19 protein-coding genes and 1 pseudogene are annotated in these 21,677 nt (G+C 58.8%); 7 read left to right on the forward strand and 13 right to left on the reverse strand.

The genetic code is table 11. The features are described 5' to 3' along the window. Positions 1 to 37: 37 nt before the first annotated feature. Entirely contained in the window at positions 38 to 544 is a 507-nt protein-coding gene (locus N7D90_RS21255; protein ID WP_261739825.1) for a hypothetical protein, read from the forward strand. 110 nt (positions 545 to 654) lie between these two features. Here N7D90_RS21255 and N7D90_RS21260 read toward each other — a convergent pair whose 3' ends face one another. Further along, the gene (locus tag N7D90_RS21260; RefSeq protein ID WP_261742502.1) at positions 655 to 1,332 is read right to left on the reverse strand and encodes a histidine phosphatase family protein; all 678 of its coding nucleotides are present in this window, start codon (positions 1,330 to 1,332) and stop codon (positions 655 to 657) included. Positions 1,333 to 1,840: 508 nt separating this feature from the next. On the opposite strand from N7D90_RS21260, the pseudogene N7D90_RS24740 reads away from it, so the two are divergent. Both N7D90_RS24740 and N7D90_RS24745 read left to right on the forward strand, forming a co-directional pair. Then, a pseudogene (locus N7D90_RS24740) lies at positions 1,841 to 2,725 on the forward strand (methyl-accepting chemotaxis protein); the annotation flags it as partial. 198 nt (positions 2,726 to 2,923) lie between these two features. Next, positions 2,924 to 3,628 carry a methyl-accepting chemotaxis protein gene (locus tag N7D90_RS24745; RefSeq protein WP_395247893.1) on the forward strand — a complete coding sequence of 235 codons (705 nt, stop codon included), beginning with the start codon at positions 2,924 to 2,926 and terminating at the stop codon, positions 3,626 to 3,628. Positions 3,629 to 3,676: 48 nt separating this feature from the next. Here the strand turns inward: N7D90_RS24745 and N7D90_RS21270 are convergent, their stop codons facing one another. The 9 genes from N7D90_RS21270 to N7D90_RS21310 all read right to left on the reverse strand — a co-directional run bounded on the left by N7D90_RS21270 (position 3,677) and on the right by N7D90_RS21310 (position 14,316). After that, positions 3,677 to 5,107 carry an N-acyl-D-amino-acid deacylase family protein gene (locus N7D90_RS21270; protein ID WP_261742503.1) on the reverse strand — a complete coding sequence of 477 codons (1,431 nt, stop codon included), beginning with the start codon at positions 5,105 to 5,107 and terminating at the stop codon, positions 3,677 to 3,679. A gap of 1 nt (position 5,108) precedes the next feature. Beyond that, positions 5,109 to 5,969: a MurR/RpiR family transcriptional regulator gene (locus N7D90_RS21275; RefSeq protein ID WP_261739827.1), complete on the reverse strand. Its 861-nt coding sequence runs from the start codon at positions 5,967 to 5,969 to the stop codon at positions 5,109 to 5,111. After that, positions 5,970 to 7,319, reverse strand: coding sequence for a GntP family permease (locus N7D90_RS21280; protein ID WP_261739828.1), 1,350 nt, complete (start codon positions 7,317 to 7,319; stop codon positions 5,970 to 5,972). 161 nt (positions 7,320 to 7,480) lie between these two features. Next, on the reverse strand, positions 7,481 to 8,926 hold the full coding sequence (locus tag N7D90_RS21285) for a SulP family inorganic anion transporter (RefSeq protein ID WP_261739829.1): 1,446 nt from the start codon (positions 8,924 to 8,926) through the stop codon (positions 7,481 to 7,483). A gap of 172 nt (positions 8,927 to 9,098) precedes the next feature. Next, positions 9,099 to 10,766 (reverse strand): gamma-glutamyltransferase, encoded by a 1,668-nt coding sequence (ggt, locus tag N7D90_RS21290; protein WP_261739830.1) that lies wholly within the window; start codon positions 10,764 to 10,766, stop codon positions 9,099 to 9,101. Between the two features lie 288 nt (positions 10,767 to 11,054). Further along, on the reverse strand, positions 11,055 to 11,312 hold the full coding sequence (locus N7D90_RS21295; RefSeq protein ID WP_261739831.1) for a DUF3077 domain-containing protein: 258 nt from the start codon (positions 11,310 to 11,312) through the stop codon (positions 11,055 to 11,057). A gap of 361 nt (positions 11,313 to 11,673) precedes the next feature. Then, positions 11,674 to 12,585: a LysR family transcriptional regulator gene (locus N7D90_RS21300; RefSeq protein ID WP_261739832.1), complete on the reverse strand. Its 912-nt coding sequence runs from the start codon at positions 12,583 to 12,585 to the stop codon at positions 11,674 to 11,676. A 234-nt stretch (positions 12,586 to 12,819) separates the two neighbouring features. Then, positions 12,820 to 13,410: an NAD(P)H-dependent oxidoreductase gene (locus N7D90_RS21305; protein WP_261739833.1), complete on the reverse strand. Its 591-nt coding sequence runs from the start codon at positions 13,408 to 13,410 to the stop codon at positions 12,820 to 12,822. 141 nt (positions 13,411 to 13,551) lie between these two features. Further along, on the reverse strand, positions 13,552 to 14,316 hold the full coding sequence (locus tag N7D90_RS21310; RefSeq protein WP_261739834.1) for a sulfite exporter TauE/SafE family protein: 765 nt from the start codon (positions 14,314 to 14,316) through the stop codon (positions 13,552 to 13,554). A 191-nt stretch (positions 14,317 to 14,507) separates the two neighbouring features. On the opposite strand from N7D90_RS21310, the gene N7D90_RS21315 reads away from it, so the two are divergent. The 3 genes from N7D90_RS21315 to N7D90_RS21325 all read left to right on the forward strand — a co-directional run bounded on the left by N7D90_RS21315 (position 14,508) and on the right by N7D90_RS21325 (position 17,422). Then, on the forward strand, positions 14,508 to 15,392 hold the full coding sequence (locus N7D90_RS21315) for a LysR substrate-binding domain-containing protein (protein ID WP_261739835.1): 885 nt from the start codon (positions 14,508 to 14,510) through the stop codon (positions 15,390 to 15,392). 145 nt (positions 15,393 to 15,537) lie between these two features. Continuing rightward, complete coding sequence (locus tag N7D90_RS21320; RefSeq protein WP_261739836.1) at positions 15,538 to 16,941, forward strand: amino acid permease; 1,404 nt, start codon at positions 15,538 to 15,540, stop codon at positions 16,939 to 16,941. Between the two features lie 136 nt (positions 16,942 to 17,077). Then, on the forward strand, positions 17,078 to 17,422 hold the full coding sequence (locus tag N7D90_RS21325) for a cupin domain-containing protein (protein ID WP_016783536.1): 345 nt from the start codon (positions 17,078 to 17,080) through the stop codon (positions 17,420 to 17,422). 57 nt (positions 17,423 to 17,479) lie between these two features. Here the strand turns inward: N7D90_RS21325 and mmsB are convergent, their stop codons facing one another. Further along, positions 17,480 to 18,367 (reverse strand): 3-hydroxyisobutyrate dehydrogenase, encoded by an 888-nt coding sequence (gene mmsB / locus N7D90_RS21330; RefSeq protein WP_261739837.1) that lies wholly within the window; start codon positions 18,365 to 18,367, stop codon positions 17,480 to 17,482. 11 nt (positions 18,368 to 18,378) lie between these two features. Further along, positions 18,379 to 19,893, reverse strand: coding sequence for a CoA-acylating methylmalonate-semialdehyde dehydrogenase (locus tag N7D90_RS21335; RefSeq protein WP_261739838.1), 1,515 nt, complete (start codon positions 19,891 to 19,893; stop codon positions 18,379 to 18,381). A 113-nt stretch (positions 19,894 to 20,006) separates the two neighbouring features. Between N7D90_RS21335 and N7D90_RS21340 the strand changes: the two genes are divergently transcribed. Further along, positions 20,007 to 20,954 carry a LysR family transcriptional regulator gene (locus N7D90_RS21340; protein ID WP_261739839.1) on the forward strand — a complete coding sequence of 316 codons (948 nt, stop codon included), beginning with the start codon at positions 20,007 to 20,009 and terminating at the stop codon, positions 20,952 to 20,954. 201 nt (positions 20,955 to 21,155) lie between these two features. On the opposite strand, the gene N7D90_RS21345 is transcribed toward N7D90_RS21340, so the two are convergent. Continuing rightward, positions 21,156 to 21,659: an OmpA family protein gene (locus N7D90_RS21345; RefSeq protein WP_261739840.1), complete on the reverse strand. Its 504-nt coding sequence runs from the start codon at positions 21,657 to 21,659 to the stop codon at positions 21,156 to 21,158. Positions 21,660 to 21,677 lie beyond the last annotated feature (18 nt).

Below are 21,677 nucleotides of genomic sequence, written 5' to 3' on the forward strand. Positions count from 1 at the left end.
TACGCTCCTTGGGCGATTCCCAGCCAAGGAGCCTGTCATGACCATCAGCATCACCAGCAAGACCCTGAGCGACTACGACGCTAATCTGGCCTTCAACACCGCCACCGCGTTTCTACGCAAATCGGATCTGGCCAATTACCTGATTGATCAACTTGAACAGCAGCGCGTAAAGCTCCACGTGGAGGTCAGCACCGACCCGGCACTGGCCAATCAGGATGTATCGAACAACGGTTCGATTGTCTGGAACCTGCACAGCAACGTATCGCCCAGTGCGGATTTGACCGACGTGACAACCCTGCTCAGTCGTATCCCTGCGCCGCAAAAGCCCTATATCACCAGCCAATGGGTGCTGCTGCATTTGCTCGCCCTTGCCATCGAGCAATTGAACAGCCAGCTCAACTTCCGTGACGCGGATGCGACCTGGCCGTGGCTGGATGAAAAAGTGCTCAGCGCCAGCGATATCGAAAATGTGGTGGCCCGCGAACTCAGCGACCTGCCGTTGCCCGATGAGCAAAACTGGGACCGCCTGCTAAAGCGTATTTGATGGGTATGCAGTGACTCAGCAGGAGCGAGCCTGCTCGCGAAGCGAGGACACCTTCGCGGGCAGGCTCGCTCCCACAGACGGGGTCACACGGGCCTTCACCGCAGAGTGTTTCAGAATTGTGAGGATTCAATCCCGTGGTGTGTAGTCACCACCGGTACAATGCTCGCCCAGTCCTTGGTCTCGATATAACCGAGCATCTGCGGCGCTGCGTTCACACCATTGGTGTTGATAAACAATGAAGCGCCGTAGCCAAAGGTAGTGTCCGTTGACAGGTGCATGTCCACCAGCATTTGGTCCATGCACTCGCTGTGGCTCACGAGTATCAGATTGTGACCCGGCACTTTGTGCTTGAGCGCATCACGCAACATCGTGCCACGGCAGTTGAACAACCAGTCCTGTGCCTCTACCGGTCGATCAAACATGGCGTTGGCCGTTTGCCGGGCCCGGGTCAGCAGGCTGCTATAGATATCGGCGTTATTGAGCCCCAGCTGCTTATAGTCTGCACCCAATACCTGGACCGCCTGCGCACCGCGCACCGTCACCCCGTCTGCGGGGCCAAGGCACTGCGTAGTCGAGCGATCACAGCGTTCGGCATGCCGCACCAGCACAATCACATCGCCCTTGGCCCAACTGTTAGTCAGTTGCAACACCTGATCGGCATGGCTCGGCTGCCCCAGATTGGCCGGGGACGCGGGAGCCAATATCGCCAATGTCAGTGCTACGGCCAGCACGGCGGCAAAGATCACCACCAATGTATTTTTATAGCGGGCCAGCCCACAGCGCAGCATTACGCGATTGATTGCGTTCAAACCAAGACTCAACGTCACAGTACACACGCTCCTATGGCAGTCAGTGAACGACACTGGCCGCCACCCTATAGCCCGAATATGACAACGGGTCGCTTAGCGTCCCTGCTGCAAGAAATAGACTTACACAATGTGGTTTTCTATTAGCTGAACACGAGTTTAAAAAAGCGCAGGTCAGTGACAGGTGAAACAAATGTGAAAAAAAACGTGAGCCGTTAATGAACGACGCACACAAGAAAACGTTTCAGCTCTGACAAATGCCGCCGATATAGCCGAATACAACACTCGGCTGGGCCAAAAAAATAAAACCCTCCAGCGAACTTAGATCATGCGTGCAGCGTTCCTGGAGAACTCAATGAACAGATGGCTGAGCAACATCAGCGTCAACCTGAAACTGTCCCTGGGCTTTGGCCTGGTACTGGCCCTAACCTGCGTGATGGCCGTCTGCAACTGGATCAGTCTGGACAAGATGATTGATCGCAGTAACTGGATGAGCGACATCACGCGCCTCAATACCGCGTTTACCAACCTGCGGGTCACGCGCTTGCAGTACATGCTGACGGACGGCGACGAAACTGCCGCACAGAATGTACAAACCAGCATTGATGCGTTTAAGACCCAGCAAAATGAGCTGATCAGCACTTTTCAAAGCCCTGAAAACCTCAAGTTGCTCAAGGAGCAGCAAGAGGTCATCGGCCGTTACGAGCGTGCACTGGCGAACATGCGCAAGGCGTATATTGAGTCTGCCGCGTCGCGAGCCAGCATGGACCGCAACGCCACACTGGCACAGGACGCCATCGCGACCCTGATTGCCCGTGCCCTGCAACTGCCTGTGGGTGATGAAAGCCGTTTCGACATGTTCCAGACGGTATCCGAGGTACGCGAGCAGTTCCTGCTCTCGCGTTATCAGGTGCGCGCCTATATTGCCGCGCCCAACCCCACCACCGAGAAGGCTGCACGCCAGCAACTGGACAGCGCCGTCGCCAGTCTTGAACGCTTGACCGCGCATTTCGGCGCGAATGCCGGCGACACCCTGCGCACCCTGACCCAGACCATGGCGCAGTACAAACAAGCGCTGCAGCTGTACGCCAGCACCGACAACACCATCATCGCCATGCGCAAGGACATGACCGAGTACGGCACCAGTATCCTTGGCCACAGCGATGAGTTGTACAAGCTCCAACTGGAACGCCGCGATATCGAAAGCGCCACGGCCAACAGCATGCAACTGATCACCACCTTGCTGGTGTTGCTGTTTGGCATCACTGCAGCCGTCATCATCACTCGCCAGATCACCGTGCCCCTGCGTGAAACCCTGGCCGTAGTTGATCGCATTGCCAGTGGCGACCTCTCGCAGAACCTGCGGGTGACCCGTCGCGATGAACTGGGCGTACTGCAACAAGGTATTGCGCGCATGGGCACAACCCTGCGTGAGTTGATCAGCGGTATTCGCGACGGTGTCAGCCAGATCGCCAGTGCTGCCGAAGAGCTGTCGGCCGTCACCGAGCAAACCAGCGCCGGGGTCAACAGCCAGAAGATCGAGACCGATCAAGTAGCCACTGCGATGCATGAAATGACCGCCACCGTGCAGGAAGTCGCACGTAACGCCGAACAGGCCTCGCAAGCGGCGGCCGCGGCAGACAATGAAGCCCGCGAAGGCGACACCGTGGTCAACCAGGCGATTGATCAGATCGAGCGTCTGGCGGTAGAAGTCGGCCGTTCGACTGAAGCCATGGCCGTGCTGCAACAGGAAAGCGACAAGATCGGCAGCGTGATGGACGTGATCAAGGCTGTGGCCGAACAGACCAACCTGCTGGCCCTCAACGCCGCCATTGAAGCGGCCCGTGCCGGTGACGCAGGCCGTGGCTTTGCCGTGGTTGCCGATGAAGTGCGCGGTCTGGCCCAGCGCACGCAAAAATCCACCGAAGAAATCCAGACCCTGGTTGCAGCCCTGCAAAGCGGCACGCAGCACGTGGCCAGCGTGATGCACAACAGCCGCAACCTGACCGACAGCAGCGTGACTCTCACACGCCAGGCAGGCACGTCGCTGCAAGGCATCACCCGCACGGTGTCGAATATTCAGTCGATGAACCAGCAAATTGCCGCAGCCGCCGAGCAGCAAAGCGCAGTGGCCGAAGAGATCAGCCGCAGCATCGTCAACGTGCGCGACGTCTCCGAGCAAACCGCAGCGGCCAGCGACGAGACGGCCAAGTCCAGCGTTGAACTGGCGCGGTTGGGTAATCAGCTACAAGAGATGGTGAGCCACTTCAAGGTGTAACCACTCGAGCCTGTGGGCGCGGGCTTGCTCGCGCCCACAACAGCAATATCAGCGAGCTAAAAACACTCCGGCGCGATTGCCACTGGCTGCGCCCTGTTGATAACTCAACACGCCGTTGACCCACACCCCGTCTATCCCTTCAGCTGCCTGCTGCGGTTGGTTGAAATCTGCCACATCGCGCACTGTCCTGGCGTCGAACAGCACCAGGTCCGCCCAGTTGCCTTCGCGTATTTCGCCCCGCTCCCTCAGACCAAAACGCTGCGCCGACAACCCGGTCATTTTGTGTACTGCCGTGTGCAACGGGAACAGGCCCACGTCTCGGCTGTAATGCCCCAACACCCTTGGAAACGCCCCCCACAGACGCGGATGCGGAAACGGGTCTTCAGGCAACCCGTCCGAGCCGATCATCGATAACGGATGCGCGAGGATCCTGCGCACATCGCTTTCATCCATCCCGTAATACACCGCGCCTGCAGGTTGCAAACGCTGCGCCGTGTCCAGTAACGACAAGCCCCAAAGCCCGGCAATGTCCTGTAAATCACGCCCACCCATCTCAGGGTGCGGCGTCGACCAGGTGATGGTGATGCGAAACGCATCAGTCACTTGCTTGAGGTCCAGGGTCGAAGAACTCGCCGCATAGGGATAGCAATCGCAGCCCACCGGGTGGGTCTTCGCCGCCTGCTCCAGCGCCGCCAGCAACTGCGGGCTGCGCCCCCAATTGCCCGCACCGGCGCATTTGAGATGGGAAATGATTACCGGCACTCGAGCCTGGTGTCCGATCAAAAACGCTTCGTCCATCGCCTCCAGCACGGGTTCGAACTCACTGCGCAAATGGGTGGTGTACAAAGCCCCGAACGCAGTCAGTTCGCCAGCCAGTTGCAGCACTTCGTCGGTCTCGGCACTGAATGCACTGGCGTAGGCCAGCCCTGTGGATAACCCCAAAGCCCCCGCTTCCAGGCTTTCGCGCAGTTGTTGACGCATGGCCTGGATTTCACTGGCGCTGGCGGTGCGCTGCAAATCGTCCATATGGTTACTGCGCAAGGCCGTATGACCGATCAGCGCGGCAACATTCACTGCAGGGCTGGCCGCCTCGACCGCGGCACGATAGTCACTGAAACGCGGGTATACAAACGCAGCCTTGGCCCCCAACAGGTTCATCGGATCCGGCGGTTCATTGCGCAGGGTCACGGGCGATGCGCTGATGCCGCAGTTACCGACAATCACCGTGGTCACGCCCTGACTGAGTTTTGGCAACATCTGCGGCTGGCGGATAACCACTGTGTCATCGTGGGTATGTACATCAATAAAGCCCGGCGCCAGCACCCGGCCAGCGGCGTCAGTTTCGTGGGCGGCGCGTGCATCGCTCAAGTCGCCGATACGCTCGATACGCCCCCCGCGCACCGCCACATCAGCCGTATAGGCCGGGGCGTTAGTGCCATCAATCAGCCGTGCATTGCGAATCAGTGTGTCGTAGCGCATTTCAATCCCCCAACGGCAGGCAGTCGTCGCCGCCACGATAGTCATCCAATGCCAGCTTGATCCGGCGCAAGCGCTCCTGGTTGGCTTCGGGCATCGACAACGCCAGCTCGGTGGCGAGCACATCAATAGCCAGCAACATGCCGTAACGGGCCGCCGTGGGCTTGTAGATAAAGCTGGTTTCCACCCCTTGCAGCGCCAGCACCACATCCGCCAGTTCAGCCAGCGGCGAGTCGGGACGGGTGATCGCAATCACCTTGGCGCCATAGTTGTGGGCCAGCTTTACCGCCTCGATCAGCTCCGGGGTCTGCCCCGTCAAAGAGCACACAATAACGGCGTGTTCCGCCCCGAGGGTCGCGGCCACCACCCGCATCATCACGGCGTCGCGGCAAGCAGCGATGGGGTAGCCCAGCCGCACGAGGCGCACCTGCAATTCATCACTGCACCCACTGGAGCAACCGCCCATGCCGAACGCGTGAATCATCCTCGCCTCGCTGAGCACCCGGACCGCATCGGCAAATCTTTCACCGTTGAAACCGGCCAGATGCTCATGCAGCGTCGACTCGATATCCCCCACGATCTGGCGAAAAAACGCCGATTGCTCGGGCATGCTCGCGCTATCCAGAAAGCGGTTACCCACGCCGCTGGCCTGGGCCAATTGCAAGCGCAGGTCACGCAAGTCGCGGCAACCGACGCTGCGGGCAAAGCGCGACAAGGTGGCGCTGCTGACCTCGGCCCGCAGAGCCAGTTCGTCGAGGCTGGCACTGGCGGCAAAGCCGATGTCGCTGAGCATCAGCCGGGCAATCCGCGCTTCGGCGGCGCTGAAGCTGTCCTGGCGAACGCGAATTTGATACAGGATGTCCATTTAAATCAGCTCTGAGAGGATCAGGACAAAACCAAACGCCACCACGGAAATCAGGGTTTCCAGCACCGTCCAGGTCTTGAAGGTTTGGGCGACGGTCATATTGAAGTATTCCTTCACCAGCCAGAAGCCGCCGTCGTTCACGTGAGAAAAAATCACCGACCCTGCGCCCGTGGCCAGCACCAATAATTCAGGGTGTGGATAACCCAGACCAATCGCCACTGGCGCCACAATCCCCGAAGCGGTGGTCATGGCGACAGTGGCCGAGCCGGTGGCAATGCGCATCAGCGCAGCAAACACCCAGCCCATAAACAGCGGCGACAACTGAAACTCCTGAGCCAGGCCAACAATTTCGGTGGTCACGCCCGAATCGATCAGAATGCGGTTCAACCCGCCACCCGCCCCCACCAGCAAGGTGATGCTGGCGGTGGGCGCAAGGCAGTCGTTGGTGAATTTCAAAATCGATTCACGGTTAAACCCCTGGGCCAGCCCCAAGGTCCAGAAACTCACCACCGTAGCGATCAGCAGCGCCATCACCGAGTTACCGATGAACTGCAAAAACTGATTGAACCCGCTCCCCGGGGTAGAAATCAGATTGGCCCAGCCGCCGATCAGCATCAGCACCACCGGCAGCAGGATCGTGCCCAGGGTGATGCTGCAACTCGGCAAGCGTGCCCGGGGTTCGCGGTTGATAAATTGCTTTTCCAGCGGGTTGTCGGCAGGCAACTGAATGCGCGGCACGATAAATTTGGCGAACAGCGGCCCGGCGATGATCGCCGTAGGGATGCCGATCAGAATCGCGTACATCAGGGTTTGCCCAACAGAAGCCTGATACGCCTGCACAGCCAGCATCGCCGCCGGGTGCGGCGGCACCAGTGCGTGCACCACCGACAAACCGGCCACCATCGGCAAGCCGACCATCAGCACTGACACCCCAACCCGGCGCGCAACGGTGAAGGCAATCGGCACCAGCAGCACAAAGCCGACCTCAAAAAACAGCGGCAAGCCCACCAGGAACGCGATGCAGACCATGGCCCAGTGCGCGTTGCGCTCACCAAAACGGTCAATCAAGGTGCGCGCCACCTGCTCGGCGCCCCCCGACTCGGCCATCATCTTGCCGAGCATGGTGCCCAGCGCCACCACCAGTGCAATGTGCCCCAGGGTTTTACCGACACCGCCCTCATAAGCCCCCATCACACTGCCTGCAGGCATGCCCGCCATCAGGCCCAGCCCGATTGAAACCAGGGTGATGACGATAAACGGATTGATCTTGTAGCGCGCAATCAGAACGATCAGCGCAATGATGGCAATGGCCGCGTAGAGCAGCAGCCCGTAGCCCGAAGATGGCGTCATAAGAGGTTCCCCCGGCAATATTTTTTGAGTTCTTATGAAACTCAGAAAGCATTACCGGGGAGCGTTATCAATCTTTATGAAAATTACTTTCGCTGACCGATACGTCGTGTCGTGTTCAGGTATGAGCAACAGTCAAAAATGAAAATCCGGGGGACGTATTTTCACTCGTGATGCACACGGGCGCGTTTAAGCAGTTTTTTGCTGCGCTCGGACAGGTGCAGCACTCGCAAATGCTTGCCCGCCTTGCGATAGCGCTCGCGCAGGGTATCGAGTGCCGCAATCGCCGAATAATCGACGAAGGTCAAATGAGCGCAATCAAGCGTTACCTGCGCCGGGTCATTGGCCGGATCGAACTGTTTGAGAAAGGCTGTGGTAGAGGCAAAAAACAGCGTGCCATGGACCCGGTACAGTTTGCTGCCATCGCTCTGCAGATCAGCGTCGGCGTATAGCTGGCGGGCCTGCTGCCAGGCGAAGTTGAGCGCAGCAATAATGACCCCGCACATCACCGCCACCGCCAGGTCGGTGAACACGGTAATCACCGTCACAGCGATGATCACCAGCACATCGTTAAGCGGTACTTTGTTCAGTACCCGCAAAGAGGCCCAGGCAAAGGTCTGCTGCGATACCACGAACATCACCCCCACCAGCGCTGCCAGCGGGATGCGCTCGATAAACGGCGACAGAAACAACACAAACAGCAAAATCATCACCCCGGCGGTCACCCCGGACAACCGACCACGCCCACCGGAGCTGAGGTTGACCACGGTTTGCCCGATCATCGCGCAACCGCCCATCCCACCTAACGCCCCCGAAACCATATTGGCTGCGCCCAGTGCTACGCACTCACGGTCCGGGTAGCCACGGCTCTCGGTGATTTCGTCAGTCAGGTTGAGGGTCAGCAAGGTTTCCAGCAGCCCGACCACCGCCATCACGATGGCGTAAGGCGCGATGATGCTCAGGGTTTCCAGGGTCCAGGGAATCTGCGGCAGGCTAAAGCTCGGTAAACCACCGGCGATATGCGCCATATCGCCCAAGGTTCGGGTCGGCAAACCCATAAAATGAACCGCCAGGCCTACGCCCAAAATCGCCACCAGCGCAGGCGGCGCGGCGCGGGTCAGACGCGGCAACAGGTAGACGATGGCCATGGTCGCGGCCACCAGCCCGATCATCATGTATAGCGCCATGCCACTGAGCCAGGTGTCGCCGTCTTTGAAGTGATCCAGTTGCGCCATGGCAATCACGATCGCCAGGCCGTTCACAAAACCCAGCATCACCGGGTGCGGCACCATGCGTACCAGCTTGCCGAGTTTGAGCAGACCGAACGCCAGCATGATCAGCCCACTTAGCAAAACGGTGGCCAATAAATACTGCACGCCGTGTTGCACCACCAACGCGATGATCACCACCGCCATCGACCCGGCCGCACCGGAGACCATGCCCGGCCGCCCGCCAAACAGCGCGGTGAGGGTGCAAATAATAAACGCGCCATACAAGCCCATCAGCGGGTTGAGGTGGGCAACCAGCGCGAACGCGATGCACTCGGGCAACAGAGCGAAGGACGTCGTGAGCCCGGCCAGGACATCAGCGCGCAGACGTGAGAATTTCATGATTTACCTAGGAGGGAGTAACGAGCAACAGATGGTAACAAATTGAATAGAGGCGAGATAACTGTAGCCGCTGCCGCAGGCTGCGATAAGGCCGCCAGGGGCTTCGCTGCTGGAAAAGCGGGGTCGCTTCGCAACCCATCGCAGCCTTCGGCGCGGCTACACGTTTCTGTTGTTACTTCACCACCCTGCCTACACCACGGCCACGCGGGTCGGAGGCGGTTTCGAGTTGGGTGCCGTTCACCCGAATGGCCTGAATGTCACCCATGTTCCAGCCCTGATCTTCCAAGGTGTAACCCATGGCTTTGAGCTCATCAGCCACTTTGCCGGTGAGCGGCGCATAGGCGTCGAAGTAGATCGTGTCTTTAGGCAGCAACTGGTGATGCACGCGCTGCGCCGCCACCGCTTTTTCCAGCGGCAGGTCGTAGTCGTAGATGTTATTGAGTACCTGGAAAATCGAGGTGAAGATCCGCGAGCCGCCAGGTGTGCCCAGTACCAGCGTGACCTGACCGTCGCGGGTCACCAGGCTTGGGCTCATGGACGACAACATGCGCTTGCCCGGTTCGATGGCGTTGGCATTGCCACCCACCACACCAAAAGCGTTGGCTACGCCCGGCTTGGAGCTGAAGTCGTCCATTTCGTCGTTCAGCAAGAAGCCCGCGCCTTTAACCACAACGCCGCTGCCGTAATCCCAGTTCAGGGTATAGGTATTGCTGACCGCGTTGCCCTGTTTGTCGACAATGGAGAAGTGTGTGGTCTGATGCGGTTCCAGGCCCGGCTTGACCTTGGCGGTCTCGGAAATCGCTTTTGGATTGACCTCTTTTGCGCGCTTGGCGATATAGGCAGGGTCGGTCAGCTCTGCCACGGGCATCTTGCCGAAGTCCGGGTCGCCGAGGTAATCGGCACGGTCAGCAAACACGCGTTTTTCGATCTCAGCCAACAGGTGGATATAGGGGGCGGAGTTCAGTTCCACGCCTTTGAAGTCCGCCGCACGGTCCTCTTTAATACCGATCAGCTGTGCCAGCGCGATACCGCCCGAGCTTGGCAGCGGCGCGGTGTACAACGTGTTGCCACGGAAATCCACACGCATCGGCTCACGCCAGTTGACCTTGTAATCGTTAAGGTCCTCCTTGGTGATCAGGCCTTTGTCCTTTTGCATCTGCGCCACCAGCAGGTCGGCGGTTTTACCGTGGTAGAAGTCCTTGGCACCCTGGTCGGCGATGCGTTCCAGGGTCACGGCCAGCTCTGGCTGCTTGAAGGTTTCGCCGGGTTTCATGCTGCCGAAATAATCGCCGAAGTTGGTGGTGCCCTTGAACAGCGCCAATGCATCTTCGCGGTACTGGAATTGCTGGTCAGCCACCTTGAAGCCGTTTTTCGCGTAACCCACGGCCGGGGTCAGCAGCTCGGCCCACGGCAATTTGCCGAAGCGCTGGTGCGCCTCCCACAAGCCCATCACCGTGCCCGGCACGCCAGCGGCGCGCGAGCCGACCAGGCTCAGGTTCTCGATGATTTCGCCTTTTTCGTTGAGGTACATATCACGGCTGGCGGCTTTGGGCGCCGTTTCGCGATAGTCGAGGAAATAGGGTTTGCCATCGATATACATCGTCATGAAACCGCCGCCGCCGATGTTGCCGGCTTCGGGGTAGGTCACAGCCAGGGTGAAGGCGGTCGCCACAGCGGCGTCGACAGCGTTACCGCCTTTTTTGAGAATTTGCGCAGCTACTTCAGCGCCATATTGATCCGGTGCCGCGACCGCGCCGCCTTCCAGAGTGACGGCATACGCCGAAGAGCTGGCGGCGATGGCAGCCGTCAAGGCCAGGGTTTTGAACCACACAATACGCATTCGATACTTCCTTTTATTGTTATCAACCGTGACCGAACCTTGTCTGAATTCGGCAATGATTTCAAACCACAAAAGCGAAAGTGCGGAACGACGCACAACCTTGTGGAAGACTCAGTTCTGCGCCAAAACTGGGCTCGTAGCAGCTGCCGAAGGCACGAGGCTGCGTCCGGCTGCGTAGCAGTCGTAAAACCATACAACCCGGTGTTTTTGGTAGACCGCGTTTACCGGATTTACGACGACTTCGTCGCCGGACGCAGCCTCGTGCCTTCGGCAGCTGCTACGGGAGAGTTATGTATGGGCTTCGGTTATCAGTGCATCCACCAGGCCACGGGCCATTTCCACGCTGTGAATCACGTTCCATAGCTGTTCGGCTTCAAAGCCGCTGAGGTGGGAGCGGATATCGTCGGCGGTCAATTCCGCGCCCTTGAGCAACAACGATGCGTGTTTGAGCGCGTCCTGAACAGGCACGCCGGGGTTGATGCTGAACAGCGAAGTGCCCTGATGGGCGCAGGTATACAGCGGAGGATCGGGGACAATTTTCTTCATGGCGTCAACTCAAAAAAATGGCTGAAAGAACTGCCTCTGTCCCGCTGTCAATCGGTGAAGGTGGCAGCTGCGTGCGGGTGACAGACCGAGGAGAGCTGACAAGACTCGGCGCACTCGAAAGTGCCCCGCACACAGCCGCCATAACACGATGAAATGTCTATGAGGCTGTCTTGTCACTCTCAACGGCCTGTCACAACCGGTCACTGAAACCAGCGACTCGGCGAGACTATCGACCCGTTTGCAGCGCCACAAGACGCTCAGGATTCTCTAGGAAACATCACTCAATAGAAAGCGACGCAGCAGGTGCAGACGTTGCTATTTGTGTGGGCCAGCCACACAAATACCTGTAGGAGCAAGCACCTTAGCCCTTGAAGTGCGGGCCCGCGTACCCGGCGAGTTTGGCCTGGATAAAATCCAGAAAACACTGAATGCGCAGTGCCAGCTGTGAGTTGCGGTAGTAAACGGCGTTAATCGGCTGCCTGTAACCGCTGTTGAACTCGCCCAGCACCGCCTGCAAGCGCCCGGTCTTGATATCTTCGTGAGTCATAAAGTGCGACAGGCAGGCGATGCCCTGCCCTTGCAGCGCCAGATGGCGCACGGTCTCGCCGCTCGACGCGCTGATGGCCGGTTGGATGGGCCAGCGATCGCCCTGGGCATAACGCAGCGGCCACTGGTTAAGGCCATCGTTCTGAGTAAAACCGATCAGGGTGTGGTTGGCCAAATCGGCCACGCTGGCGGGCATGCCGTGGGCGGCAATGTAGTCGGGGCTGGCGAGGATGTTCAGCGGGCTGCAACCCAAGGAGCGGGCATGCAAGGTGGAGTCGGTCAGGGTACCGATGCGAATCGCGATATCGGTGCTTTGCTCCAGCAAATCGATGATCAGATCGTTGCTGTTGAGTTCCAGTTGAATCTCGGGGTACAGCGCCCGGAACTCGGGGAGATACGGCACGATGGCGTGCAGCATGAAGGGCGAGGCGGCATTGATGCGCAAACGCCCGGACGGCGTGCGCTGGTGTGAGATCAGACGCTCTTCAAGTTCATCCATCTGTTCAAGGATCAGCTTGGCCCGCTCGAAGAAAAACTTGCCCTCTTCGGTCAGGTCCATGCGCCGCGTGGTGCGGTTGATCAGCGTGGTTTCAAGCTTGGCCTCCAGCCGTGACAGCGTGCGGCTGACGGCTGAAGGTGTTTGCCCGGCCTGCTCGGCGGCGGCAGAAATCGAACCGCACTCGATCACCGAAACAAAAATTTGCAGCTCATCGGATCTGGCTTTCACACGTGCCCCTCATTGACTAGACGTTGATAGTACATACCGTCTCGAACTGTGGGGGGATTCTGTAGGTTGCGTAGCAGCTGCCGAAGGAACGAGGCTGCGTTCGGCTGCGCAGCAGTCGTAAAACCATGCTACCCGGTGTCTCAGGTATACCGTTTTTTCTGGATTTACGGCGACTACGTCGCCGAACGTAGCCTCGTTCCTTCGGCAACTGCTACGGGTATTGGTCGGCAGGGGTCAGGCGTTGAGGCCAAACACTTCAGCCAAATGCTGCTCGTAACGTGCGGCGTCGACTTCAGGCTGTGGACGCTTCATCACGTCGACACACAAGAAGGTCGGCAAGCCGGTCATGCCCAGGAACTGATTGGCCTTGTGGAACGGGAAGTACACCGCGTCCACGCCTTTGCCCTCGAAAAAGTCTGCAGGGTCGTCAAATGCTTGCTGCGGTGCGTTCCAGGTCAGCGACAACATGTATTTCTTGTCGTGGATCAGACCGCCGCTGCCGTAGCGCTGCGAAGCGTCGGAGCGGGTGCGACCGTCACTGGCGTAGAGCTTGCCGTGCCCTTCGGTGAATACTTCGTCGATGTACTTTTTAACGATCCAGGGTGCGCCCATCCACCAGCCCGGCATTTGGTAAATGACCACATCTGCCCACAGGTATTTTTCGACTTCTTCGGCGATATCGTAGCCTTCGTCGATATGGGTAACTTTGACTTCAAAACCCTGACGATCAAAAAACGCCAGTGCGGTCTCGTGCAGGGTCAGGTTGTAACGACCATCGGAGTGAGCAAATTTTTTGGCGCCGTTAAGCAAGAGTATTTTTTTCATCATCAGCCTCCAGGGGGTTAAACCCTCAGCGCTGCTGAGCGGCATGGGGGTAAAGAATATGCCGAGAGAATATCGACCCCCTTGTGTGAGAAAAACCCGCAGTGAGTCAAATCACCTTTGCCGTCACAGCACGAATATCCGTTAATTGTTGATCAATAGGTGGCTGCCGAGCAGCGCCATACCGATAAAAAATACCCGTTTGAACAACAGGGCGCTGATGCGCTGGCGCAGCCATTGCCCCAGCCACATGCCGAGCATGGCGGGCACCAGCGCCAGCAATGAGGCATTCAGCTCACCGCCGCCCAGGTTGCCGCGCCAGTAGAGCCCGGCGGCAAGGGCCAATGTGGAGACGCTGAAGGACAATCCCAAGGCCTGCACCAATTGGTTTTTACTCAACCCCAACGCTTGCAGGTACGGCACGGCGGGAATTACAAACACCCCGGTGGCCGAGGTGATAAGCCCGGTGACCAACCCGCACACCGGGCCTAGCCAGCGCTCGCGCTGTGGGGCGACATGCAGGGTGGGCAGGAACAGGCCGCTCAAGGCATACAGCAGCAGGGCCGCACCTAACGCCCGCCCCACCCAACTGCCGCCGTCAATGTTTAGCCAGAGCACGCCGAGCCCGGTGCCTATAAAGATCCCCAGTTGCATGGGCCACAGGCGTTTTATCAACGCCCGCAACTGCCCACCGGCAGCCAGCTGCCAGGCGTTGGTGACGATGGAGGGGATAATCAACAGTGCCGCAGCCTGCGCCGGAGCAATAGCCAGCCCGAGCATGCCCATGGCGACAGTCGGCAAGCCAAGGCCAATCACGCCCTTGACCGTGCCCGCCAGCAAAAAGCTCATCATCACCAGCAGTGACAAGGCCCAGCCCAGATGTTGGTAAAACTCGATCAGTGTTTTCATGGGCGTATGCTGGAGCATCGGCAGGTGCCTGAAAATGCGGCATACACTGAGACAGCCTCTTGCACAGCAATAGGCAAATTATAAATTCTCTGTGGGAGACTCTATATTGCGTAGCAGCTGCCGGAGGAACGAGGCTGCTGCTACAGGTATTTACCCCACATAGATTCTTCATTTAACTGCTGGACGCTTACATGCACTTCGATCTGGTTGATCTGCGCTTGTACTTGAATGTACTGCAGGCGGGCAATATCACGGCGGGCGCCAGCCTTAGTCATTTGTCGCTGGCCGCTGCCAGTGCGCGGATCAGAGCCATGGAGTCATCCCTGGGCGTGGACTTTTTGCAACGCAGTCGCCGTGGTATCAGCCCCACTCCGGCCGGGCAAGCGCTGGCGCAACATGCACGGTTGTTGTTGCAGCAGGTGGAGCGCATGAACCACGATCTGGGTGAATATGCCTTGGGCTTTAAAGGCCGGATCCGCCTGCTGTGCAACACCACCGCCCACACCGAATATCTGCCCGAGTTGCTCGCCGACTTTGTGCGCCAGCACCCCAATATCAGCGTCGATCAACAAGAGCTCACCAGCCTGCGCATCACCCATGCACTGCGTCAGGATGCAGCCGATATCGGGGTAATTTCCAACGCGGTAGACACCCGCAACCTGCAAACCCGCCCCTTTCGCGATGATCCGCTGGTACTGGTGATACCGCTCGATCACCCGCTGGCCGATTACCCGGTGCTCAGCTTCAGCGCCACCCTGAGCCATGACTATGTCGGGCTGTCAGCGAATAGCGCGCTGGCGGTGTACCTGGAAGAGCAGGCGTTGCACAGCGGCTTGCGCATGCACGTGCGAATTCGTGCCGAAGGTTTTGACGGGGTGCTGCGCATGGTCGCCCGTGGCGCCGGGCTGGGCATCGTGCCACAAGCGACAATCACGCGCTGGCAGGCACCGCGCACCTTTAAGGTGGTGAACCTGAGCGAGCCGTGGGCAGATCGCAAACTGCTGCTGTGCGCCCGCTCGTTTGAGCAGTTGCCCGCCTATGCCGCTGCATTGCTTGAGGCGCTATCAGTCAGTTAATGCCGTAGGAAGTGTCGCGGTTTTGCGTTCAGCTGTATGCCTGCATTTTTACCAAGAGTAATATCCGGGGCTTGCGACACCCGGGGCGTCTTTGGCCGCGGGTATTTTGATCAGATCTTGAGAATAACAACCCACAGGGCACCCGATGGCTGACGCTAACTCCCCCCCGGTCACACTCAAACGCGGTTTGAAAAACCGCCATATCCAGCTGATTGCCCTGGGCGGCGCTATCGGTACGGGCCTGTTTTTGGGTTCGGCGGGCGTACTCAAGTCGGCCGGGCCATCGATGATTCTGGGCTATGCGATTGCCGGTTTTATCGCGTTTCTGATCATGCGCCAATTGGGCGAGATGATTGTCGAGGAGCCGGTGGCCGGTTCTTTCAGCCACTTTGCCCATAAGTACTGGGGCGGTTATGCGGGGTTTCTGTCGGGCTGGAACTATTGGGTTCTGTACGTACTGGTAGGCATGGCCGAGCTGACGGCGGTGGGCAAGTACATCCAGTTCTGGTGGCCCGAGGTGCCGACCTGGGTCAGCGCCGTGGTGTTTTTTGTATTGGTCAACCTGATCAACACGCTGAACGTGAAGGTGTTCGGCGAAATGGAGTTCTGGTTCGCGATCATCAAGGTGGTGGCGATTGTCGGCATGATCGTGCTCGGGTGCTACCTGCTGTTCAGCGGCACCGGCGGCCCGCAAGCGTCGATCAGCAACCTGTGGAGCCACGGCGGGTTCTTCCCCAATGGCGGCACCGGCCTGCTGATGGCCATGGCCTTTATCATGTTTTCTTTCGGCGGCCTGGAGTTGGTGGGCATCACCGCGGCTGAAGCCAGCGAGCCGAAAAAGGTAATCCCCAAGGCCATCAACCAGGTGGTGTACCGAATTCTGATTTTCTATGTGGGCGCACTGACGGTGCTGTTGGCGCTGTACCCGTGGGATCAGTTGCTGGTCACATTGGGCGCCGGTGGCGATGCCTACGGCAGTAGCCCGTTTGTGCAGATTTTCGCCCTGATCGGTAGCAACACGGCGGCACAAATTCTCAACTTCGTGGTACTGACTGCCGCGCTGTCGGTCTACAACAGCGGCGTGTACTGCAACAGCCGCATGCTCTTCGGCCTGGCCGAACAGGGTGATGCGCCCAAGGCGCTGATGAAGCTGACCAACAATGGCGTGCCACTGCGGGCACTGGGCGTGTCGGCGCTGGTGACGTTGCTGTGTGTGGTGGTCAACTATGTGGCCCCGCACAAGGCGCTGGAGTTGCTGTTTGCGCTGGTGGTTGCCTCGTTGATGATCAACTGGGCGCTGATCAGCCTCACCCATATCAAGTTCCGCAAGGCCATGGCGGTGCAAGGCGTGACGCCTTCGTTCAAGGCGTTCTGGTTCCCGTTCAGCAATATCCTGTGCCTGGTGTTTATGGCGGTGATCGTGTCGGTGATCTGGATGATCCCCGATGTTCGCGCCTCGGTATATGCGATTCCAGTGTGGCTGCTGATCATCTACGGGTTCTATTTGGTGCGCCTGCGCACTGGCAAGGCGCTGGCCAACTCACGCTAAGCGTTCAACCGGTACAAAAAGCCCCGTCACTGCGTTCAGTGCCGGGGCTTTTGCGTATCTGGGGGTCGGGATCAGGCATCTGTCAGAGCACTGCTGCGGTTAGGGTGGGGGTTATTAACCCATCACCGGAGGTCTTATGTCTGCGCCAATTACTGTGCTTCGCGACACCCATCCCCTGCCCGTGCTCGATGCCTGCAAATGGGAAAAACTCGAAGGCGACCCGCACACCGTCAACCTCAACGCTTACACCAGCGAAGACGGCAGCAAGATCATGGGCACGTGGATTTGCACACCAGGCAAGTGGTACGTGGAGTACGTGAAGTGGGAATACTGCGATTTCCGCGAAGGCTATTGCATCATCACCCCTGAGGGCAAGGAGCCAATCCATCTGCGGGCCGGGGATATTTTTGTGGTGGAACCGGGTATGAAAGGCACGTGGGAAGTGGTGGAAACCGTGCGCAAGTATTTCGTTTTTGCCTGATCTAAAGCCCGAAAAAAACCCGGGAATCCGCCCGACGCGGACTCCCGGGAAAACCCCCTATTGGGGTTTGCGATAGCTATTGATGATGGCCGAGAAGTCTTTGCCGCCTTCGCCGCGCAGACTCATGGCCTGATACAACTGTTGCGCCACGGCGCCCATCACCACAGGTTGATGGGCCTGGCGTGCAGCTTCGGTGGCCAGCCCCAGATCCTTGAGCATCAACTCGGCGCCAAAGCCGCCGGTATAGCCGCGTGATGCAGGGGCCGTTTCAACGATGCCCGGCCACGGGTTGTACACCTCCGAACTCCAGCAGCGCCCGGTGGAGCTGTTGATAACTCCGGCCAATACTTCGCTGTCGATGCCCAGCGCTGCGCCCAGGGCCATGGCTTCGCTGACGCCCACCATGGAAATCCCGAGCAGCAGGTTGTTGCAGATTTTAGCCACTTGGCCGGTGCCCACATCCCCGCAATGGACTATGTTGCGGCCCATTTGCGAGAGCACCGGGTGCAAGGTGTCGAACAGGCCCTGGGAAGCACCCACCATAAAGGTCAGGGTGCCCGCCTGCGCACCGCCTGTACCGCCGGATACCGGGGCATCGGCCATTTGCACGCCTTGCTTGGCCGCAGCGGCGGCCACTTCACGGGCGGTTTGCGGGTCGATGGTGCTGCAATCCACGGCCGGCACACCGGCACCGATACCGGCCAACACACCGTCTTCACCCAGCCACACGCTACGCACATGGGCCGCTGCCGGGAGCATGGTGATCACCAGCTCGGTGCCTTTGGCCGCATCGCGCGGCGACGCGCTGATATGGCCGCCAAGGGCTTCCAGCTCGGCCAGGATGTCTTTGTTCAGGTCAAACAGGTTCAACGAGTGCCCGGCCTTGAGCAGGTTGCGCGCCATCGGTGCGCCCATGTTGCCCAAACCAATAAATGCGATGTTCATGGTGTGTGCCCTCAACGAAGATTGATGGTGGTATTGACGCCATCATTCACGCTTTCATCGTCAAACCAACGGCTGGTGACGGTCTTGGTTTGAGTATAGAACTGCACCACTTGCTTGCCGTACGGGCCCAGATCGCCGAGCTTGGAGCCACGGGAACCGGTGAAACTGAAGAACGGCACCGGCACTGGAATCGGAATATTGATACCAACCTGGCCGACATCGATTTCGCTCTGAAACTTGCGAGCCGCTGCGCCACTCTGGGTAAACAGGCCGGTGCCGTTACCGAACGGGTTGGCGTTGACCAGCGCGATGGCCTGGTCGAGGGTGTCGACTTCAATCACCACCAACACCGGGCCGAAGATTTCCTGGGTATAGATTTGCATGTCGGTGGTGACGCCTGAAAACAGGGTCGGACCGATAAAGTTACCCTGTTCGAAACCCGGGACCTTGATGTTACGGCCATCAAGTTCAAGCACTGCGCCTTCTTTGATACCGCTTTCGATCAGCCCCAGCACACGTTCTTTCGCACGTTTGGAGATCACCGGGCCTACGTCTGTACCCGCTTCGCTGCCGGCGTTGACCTTGAGTTTTTGCGCCAGCGCCTTGAGGTCTGGCAGCCATTGTTTGGCAGCGCCCACCAGCACCACTACAGAGGTGGCCATGCAACGCTGACCGGCAGCACCAAAACCTGCGCCTACCAGTGCATTGAGGGTTTGCTGACGGTTGGCGTCGGGCAGCACCACTGCGTGGTTTTTCGCGCCCATCATCGATTGCACGCGCTTGCCGTGACGGCCCGCCAGGTCATAGACATGGGTGCCGACGGCGGTTGAGCCGACAAACGAAACAGCTTTGATATCTGCGTGGGTGCACAGAGCATCCACTACGTCCTTGCCGCCGTGGACAACGTTGAGCACGCCTGGTGGAACCCCGGCTTCGATTGCCAGTTCGACCAGCATCAGGGTCGACAGCGGGTCTTGCTCGGAAGGTTTAAGGACGAAGGTGTTACCGCAAGCGATGGCCATCGGGAACATCCACAGCGGAATCATGGCCGGGAAGTTGAAAGGCGTGATCCCTGCACAGACGCCGATTGGTTGGCGCAAGGTGTAGGTGTCTACTCCGCCTGCGACGTTTTCTGCGAATTCCCCCATCTGCAAGGTGCCGATGGAGCACGCGTGTTCGACTACTTCCAGGCCACGGAAAATATCGCCCTCGGCGTCGGCAATGGTTTTGCCTTGTTCAGCACTGAGGACGGTGGCAATACGTTTGGAGTGCTCACGGATCAGGGCTTGCAGCTTGAGCATGATGCGCATGCGTGCGCCAATCGGCGTCAGCTTCCAGGTCTGGAAGGCGCGTTGGGCAGCGGCAATGGCGGCGTTGACTTCATCAGCGGTGGCAAACGGGACTTTGGCCAGCACTTGCTGAGTGGCCGGGTTAACGATGTCGTGCCACTCAGTGGTCTGCGACTCGACCCATTCGCCGTCGATCAGCAAGCGGGCGTTTTGATACGGGGTGTTAGAAACGCTCATGGAAGTCTCCGAAATTATTTTTGTGAGTACGGGCGTCCAATTGGTCGCAGGACTGTTTTTGGAGTATAGGTGTGCGTTCTTCTAATAAGAACGCACATAAAAGCCGGTCTAACATGCAAAAAAACATCACATCGTTAAGCGCACTGAACTGGGATGACCTGAAGTTTTTTCTGGAGGTGGCCCGCACCCGCAAAGCCAGCAGCGCCGCCAAACGGTTGGCGGTGGACTACACCACCGTGTCACGGCGGATCAGCTCACTGGAAGCTGCGCTCGGTACTTTGCTGTTCGAAAAATCGCGTACCAATGGCTTTACCCTGACCAATGAAGGCCAGCGCTTGCTGGGTTATGCAGAGTCGATCGAAAGCACGCTGCACATGGCCTGCGAGCAAGTGTCAGGGTCTGGCGTGGCGTTGTCGGGGCATGTGCGCATGGGTTGCACCGAAGGTTTCGGGAGCTTTTTTATCACCCCGCAGCTCAGCCATTTTGTGGACGCCTACCCGGCGATTTCGGTGGATATCCTGCCACTGCCGCACTTCATCAGCTTGTCCAAGCGCGAGGCCGATATCGTCATTGCGCTGGAGCGCCCGGAACACGGGCCTTATGTGTGCTGCAAGCTGTGCGACTACCGTTTGCAACTGTTCGCCACCCAGGAATATCTGGACCAGCATCCACCGATCCGCAGCACGGCAGATTTGTCGGAGCATACGTTTATCAGTTATGTGGACGATCTGGCGTTCAGCTCCGAGCTGCTGTACCTGGCCAATGTGCTACCAGGCGCCAGCGCCAACCTGCGCAGTACTAGCGTCATTGCGCAGTTCGTGGCCGCGCAGCAAGGTCGTTCGCTGGCTATTCTGCCGTGCTTTCTGGCCGCCCAGGATCCGCGTTTGCTGCCGGTTCTGCCCAACGAGGTCAACCTGACACGCCAATTCTGGATGTATTGCCGCGAAGACCTGCGCAAGCTCAAGCGGATCACCCTGTTGTGGGATTACATCCGCGAAGTGACGGAGCTGAATGCGCCGTTGTTGCTGGGGGAAACCCGTGGAATGAAGTTCGCGGATTGAATGTTGCCTTTGTAGATACTCTGTCCCAGATCAAGCCCTCAGTGGGAGCGAGCAGGCTTGAAGTATCTCTGTAGCCGCTGCCGTAGGCTGCGATAAGGACCGAAGGGCCTTCGATCCGGGGCCGCTGCGCAGCCCATCGCAGCCTCGCTACGCTCTTCAGCGGCTACTGAGCCCGCTCCCACAGGGCGGTAGTAACAGCCTTTATTCCGCAATCACCACAATCGACACACGGCGGTTTTCAGTGCGCCCGGCGCGGGTATTGTTGCTGGCTACCGGCTCGCGGCTACCCAACCCACGGATCTGAATGTTCTCCGGGCGCATGCCGACTTTGGTCAGGGCCTTGACCACGCTGTTGGCACGACGCACGGACAGTTGTTCGTTATAGGACTCCTTGCCCGAGGAATCGGTATGGCCGTCGACCCGCACGCGCTGGATATCGGCACCGAGCAAGGCGGTGCCGATGCGCTCAACAATTTCCTGGCTTTGCACGTTGAGCACTTCAAGATCGCTGCCAAACAATACTTTGCCCGAGAGGCCAAATGCCCAGCCTTCCTCGGTCAATTCAAAGCCCTGCTGCTTCAGGACCGCAATCTGCGCCGGAGTCAGGCCTTTGGGCGGTGGGGTCTGGCAACCGCTTAACGACAAGGTGAGCAACAACAGGGCAACGCTGAACAACTGCAAATAACGCCGGGTCAATCCAAACATGGTGGGGGTAGCTCCTGA

Origin of the sequence: Pseudomonas fragi (assembly GCF_025426255.1) — a bacterium.
GTDB classification, from domain to species: Bacteria; Pseudomonadota; Gammaproteobacteria; order Pseudomonadales; family Pseudomonadaceae; genus Aquipseudomonas; species Aquipseudomonas kulmbachensis.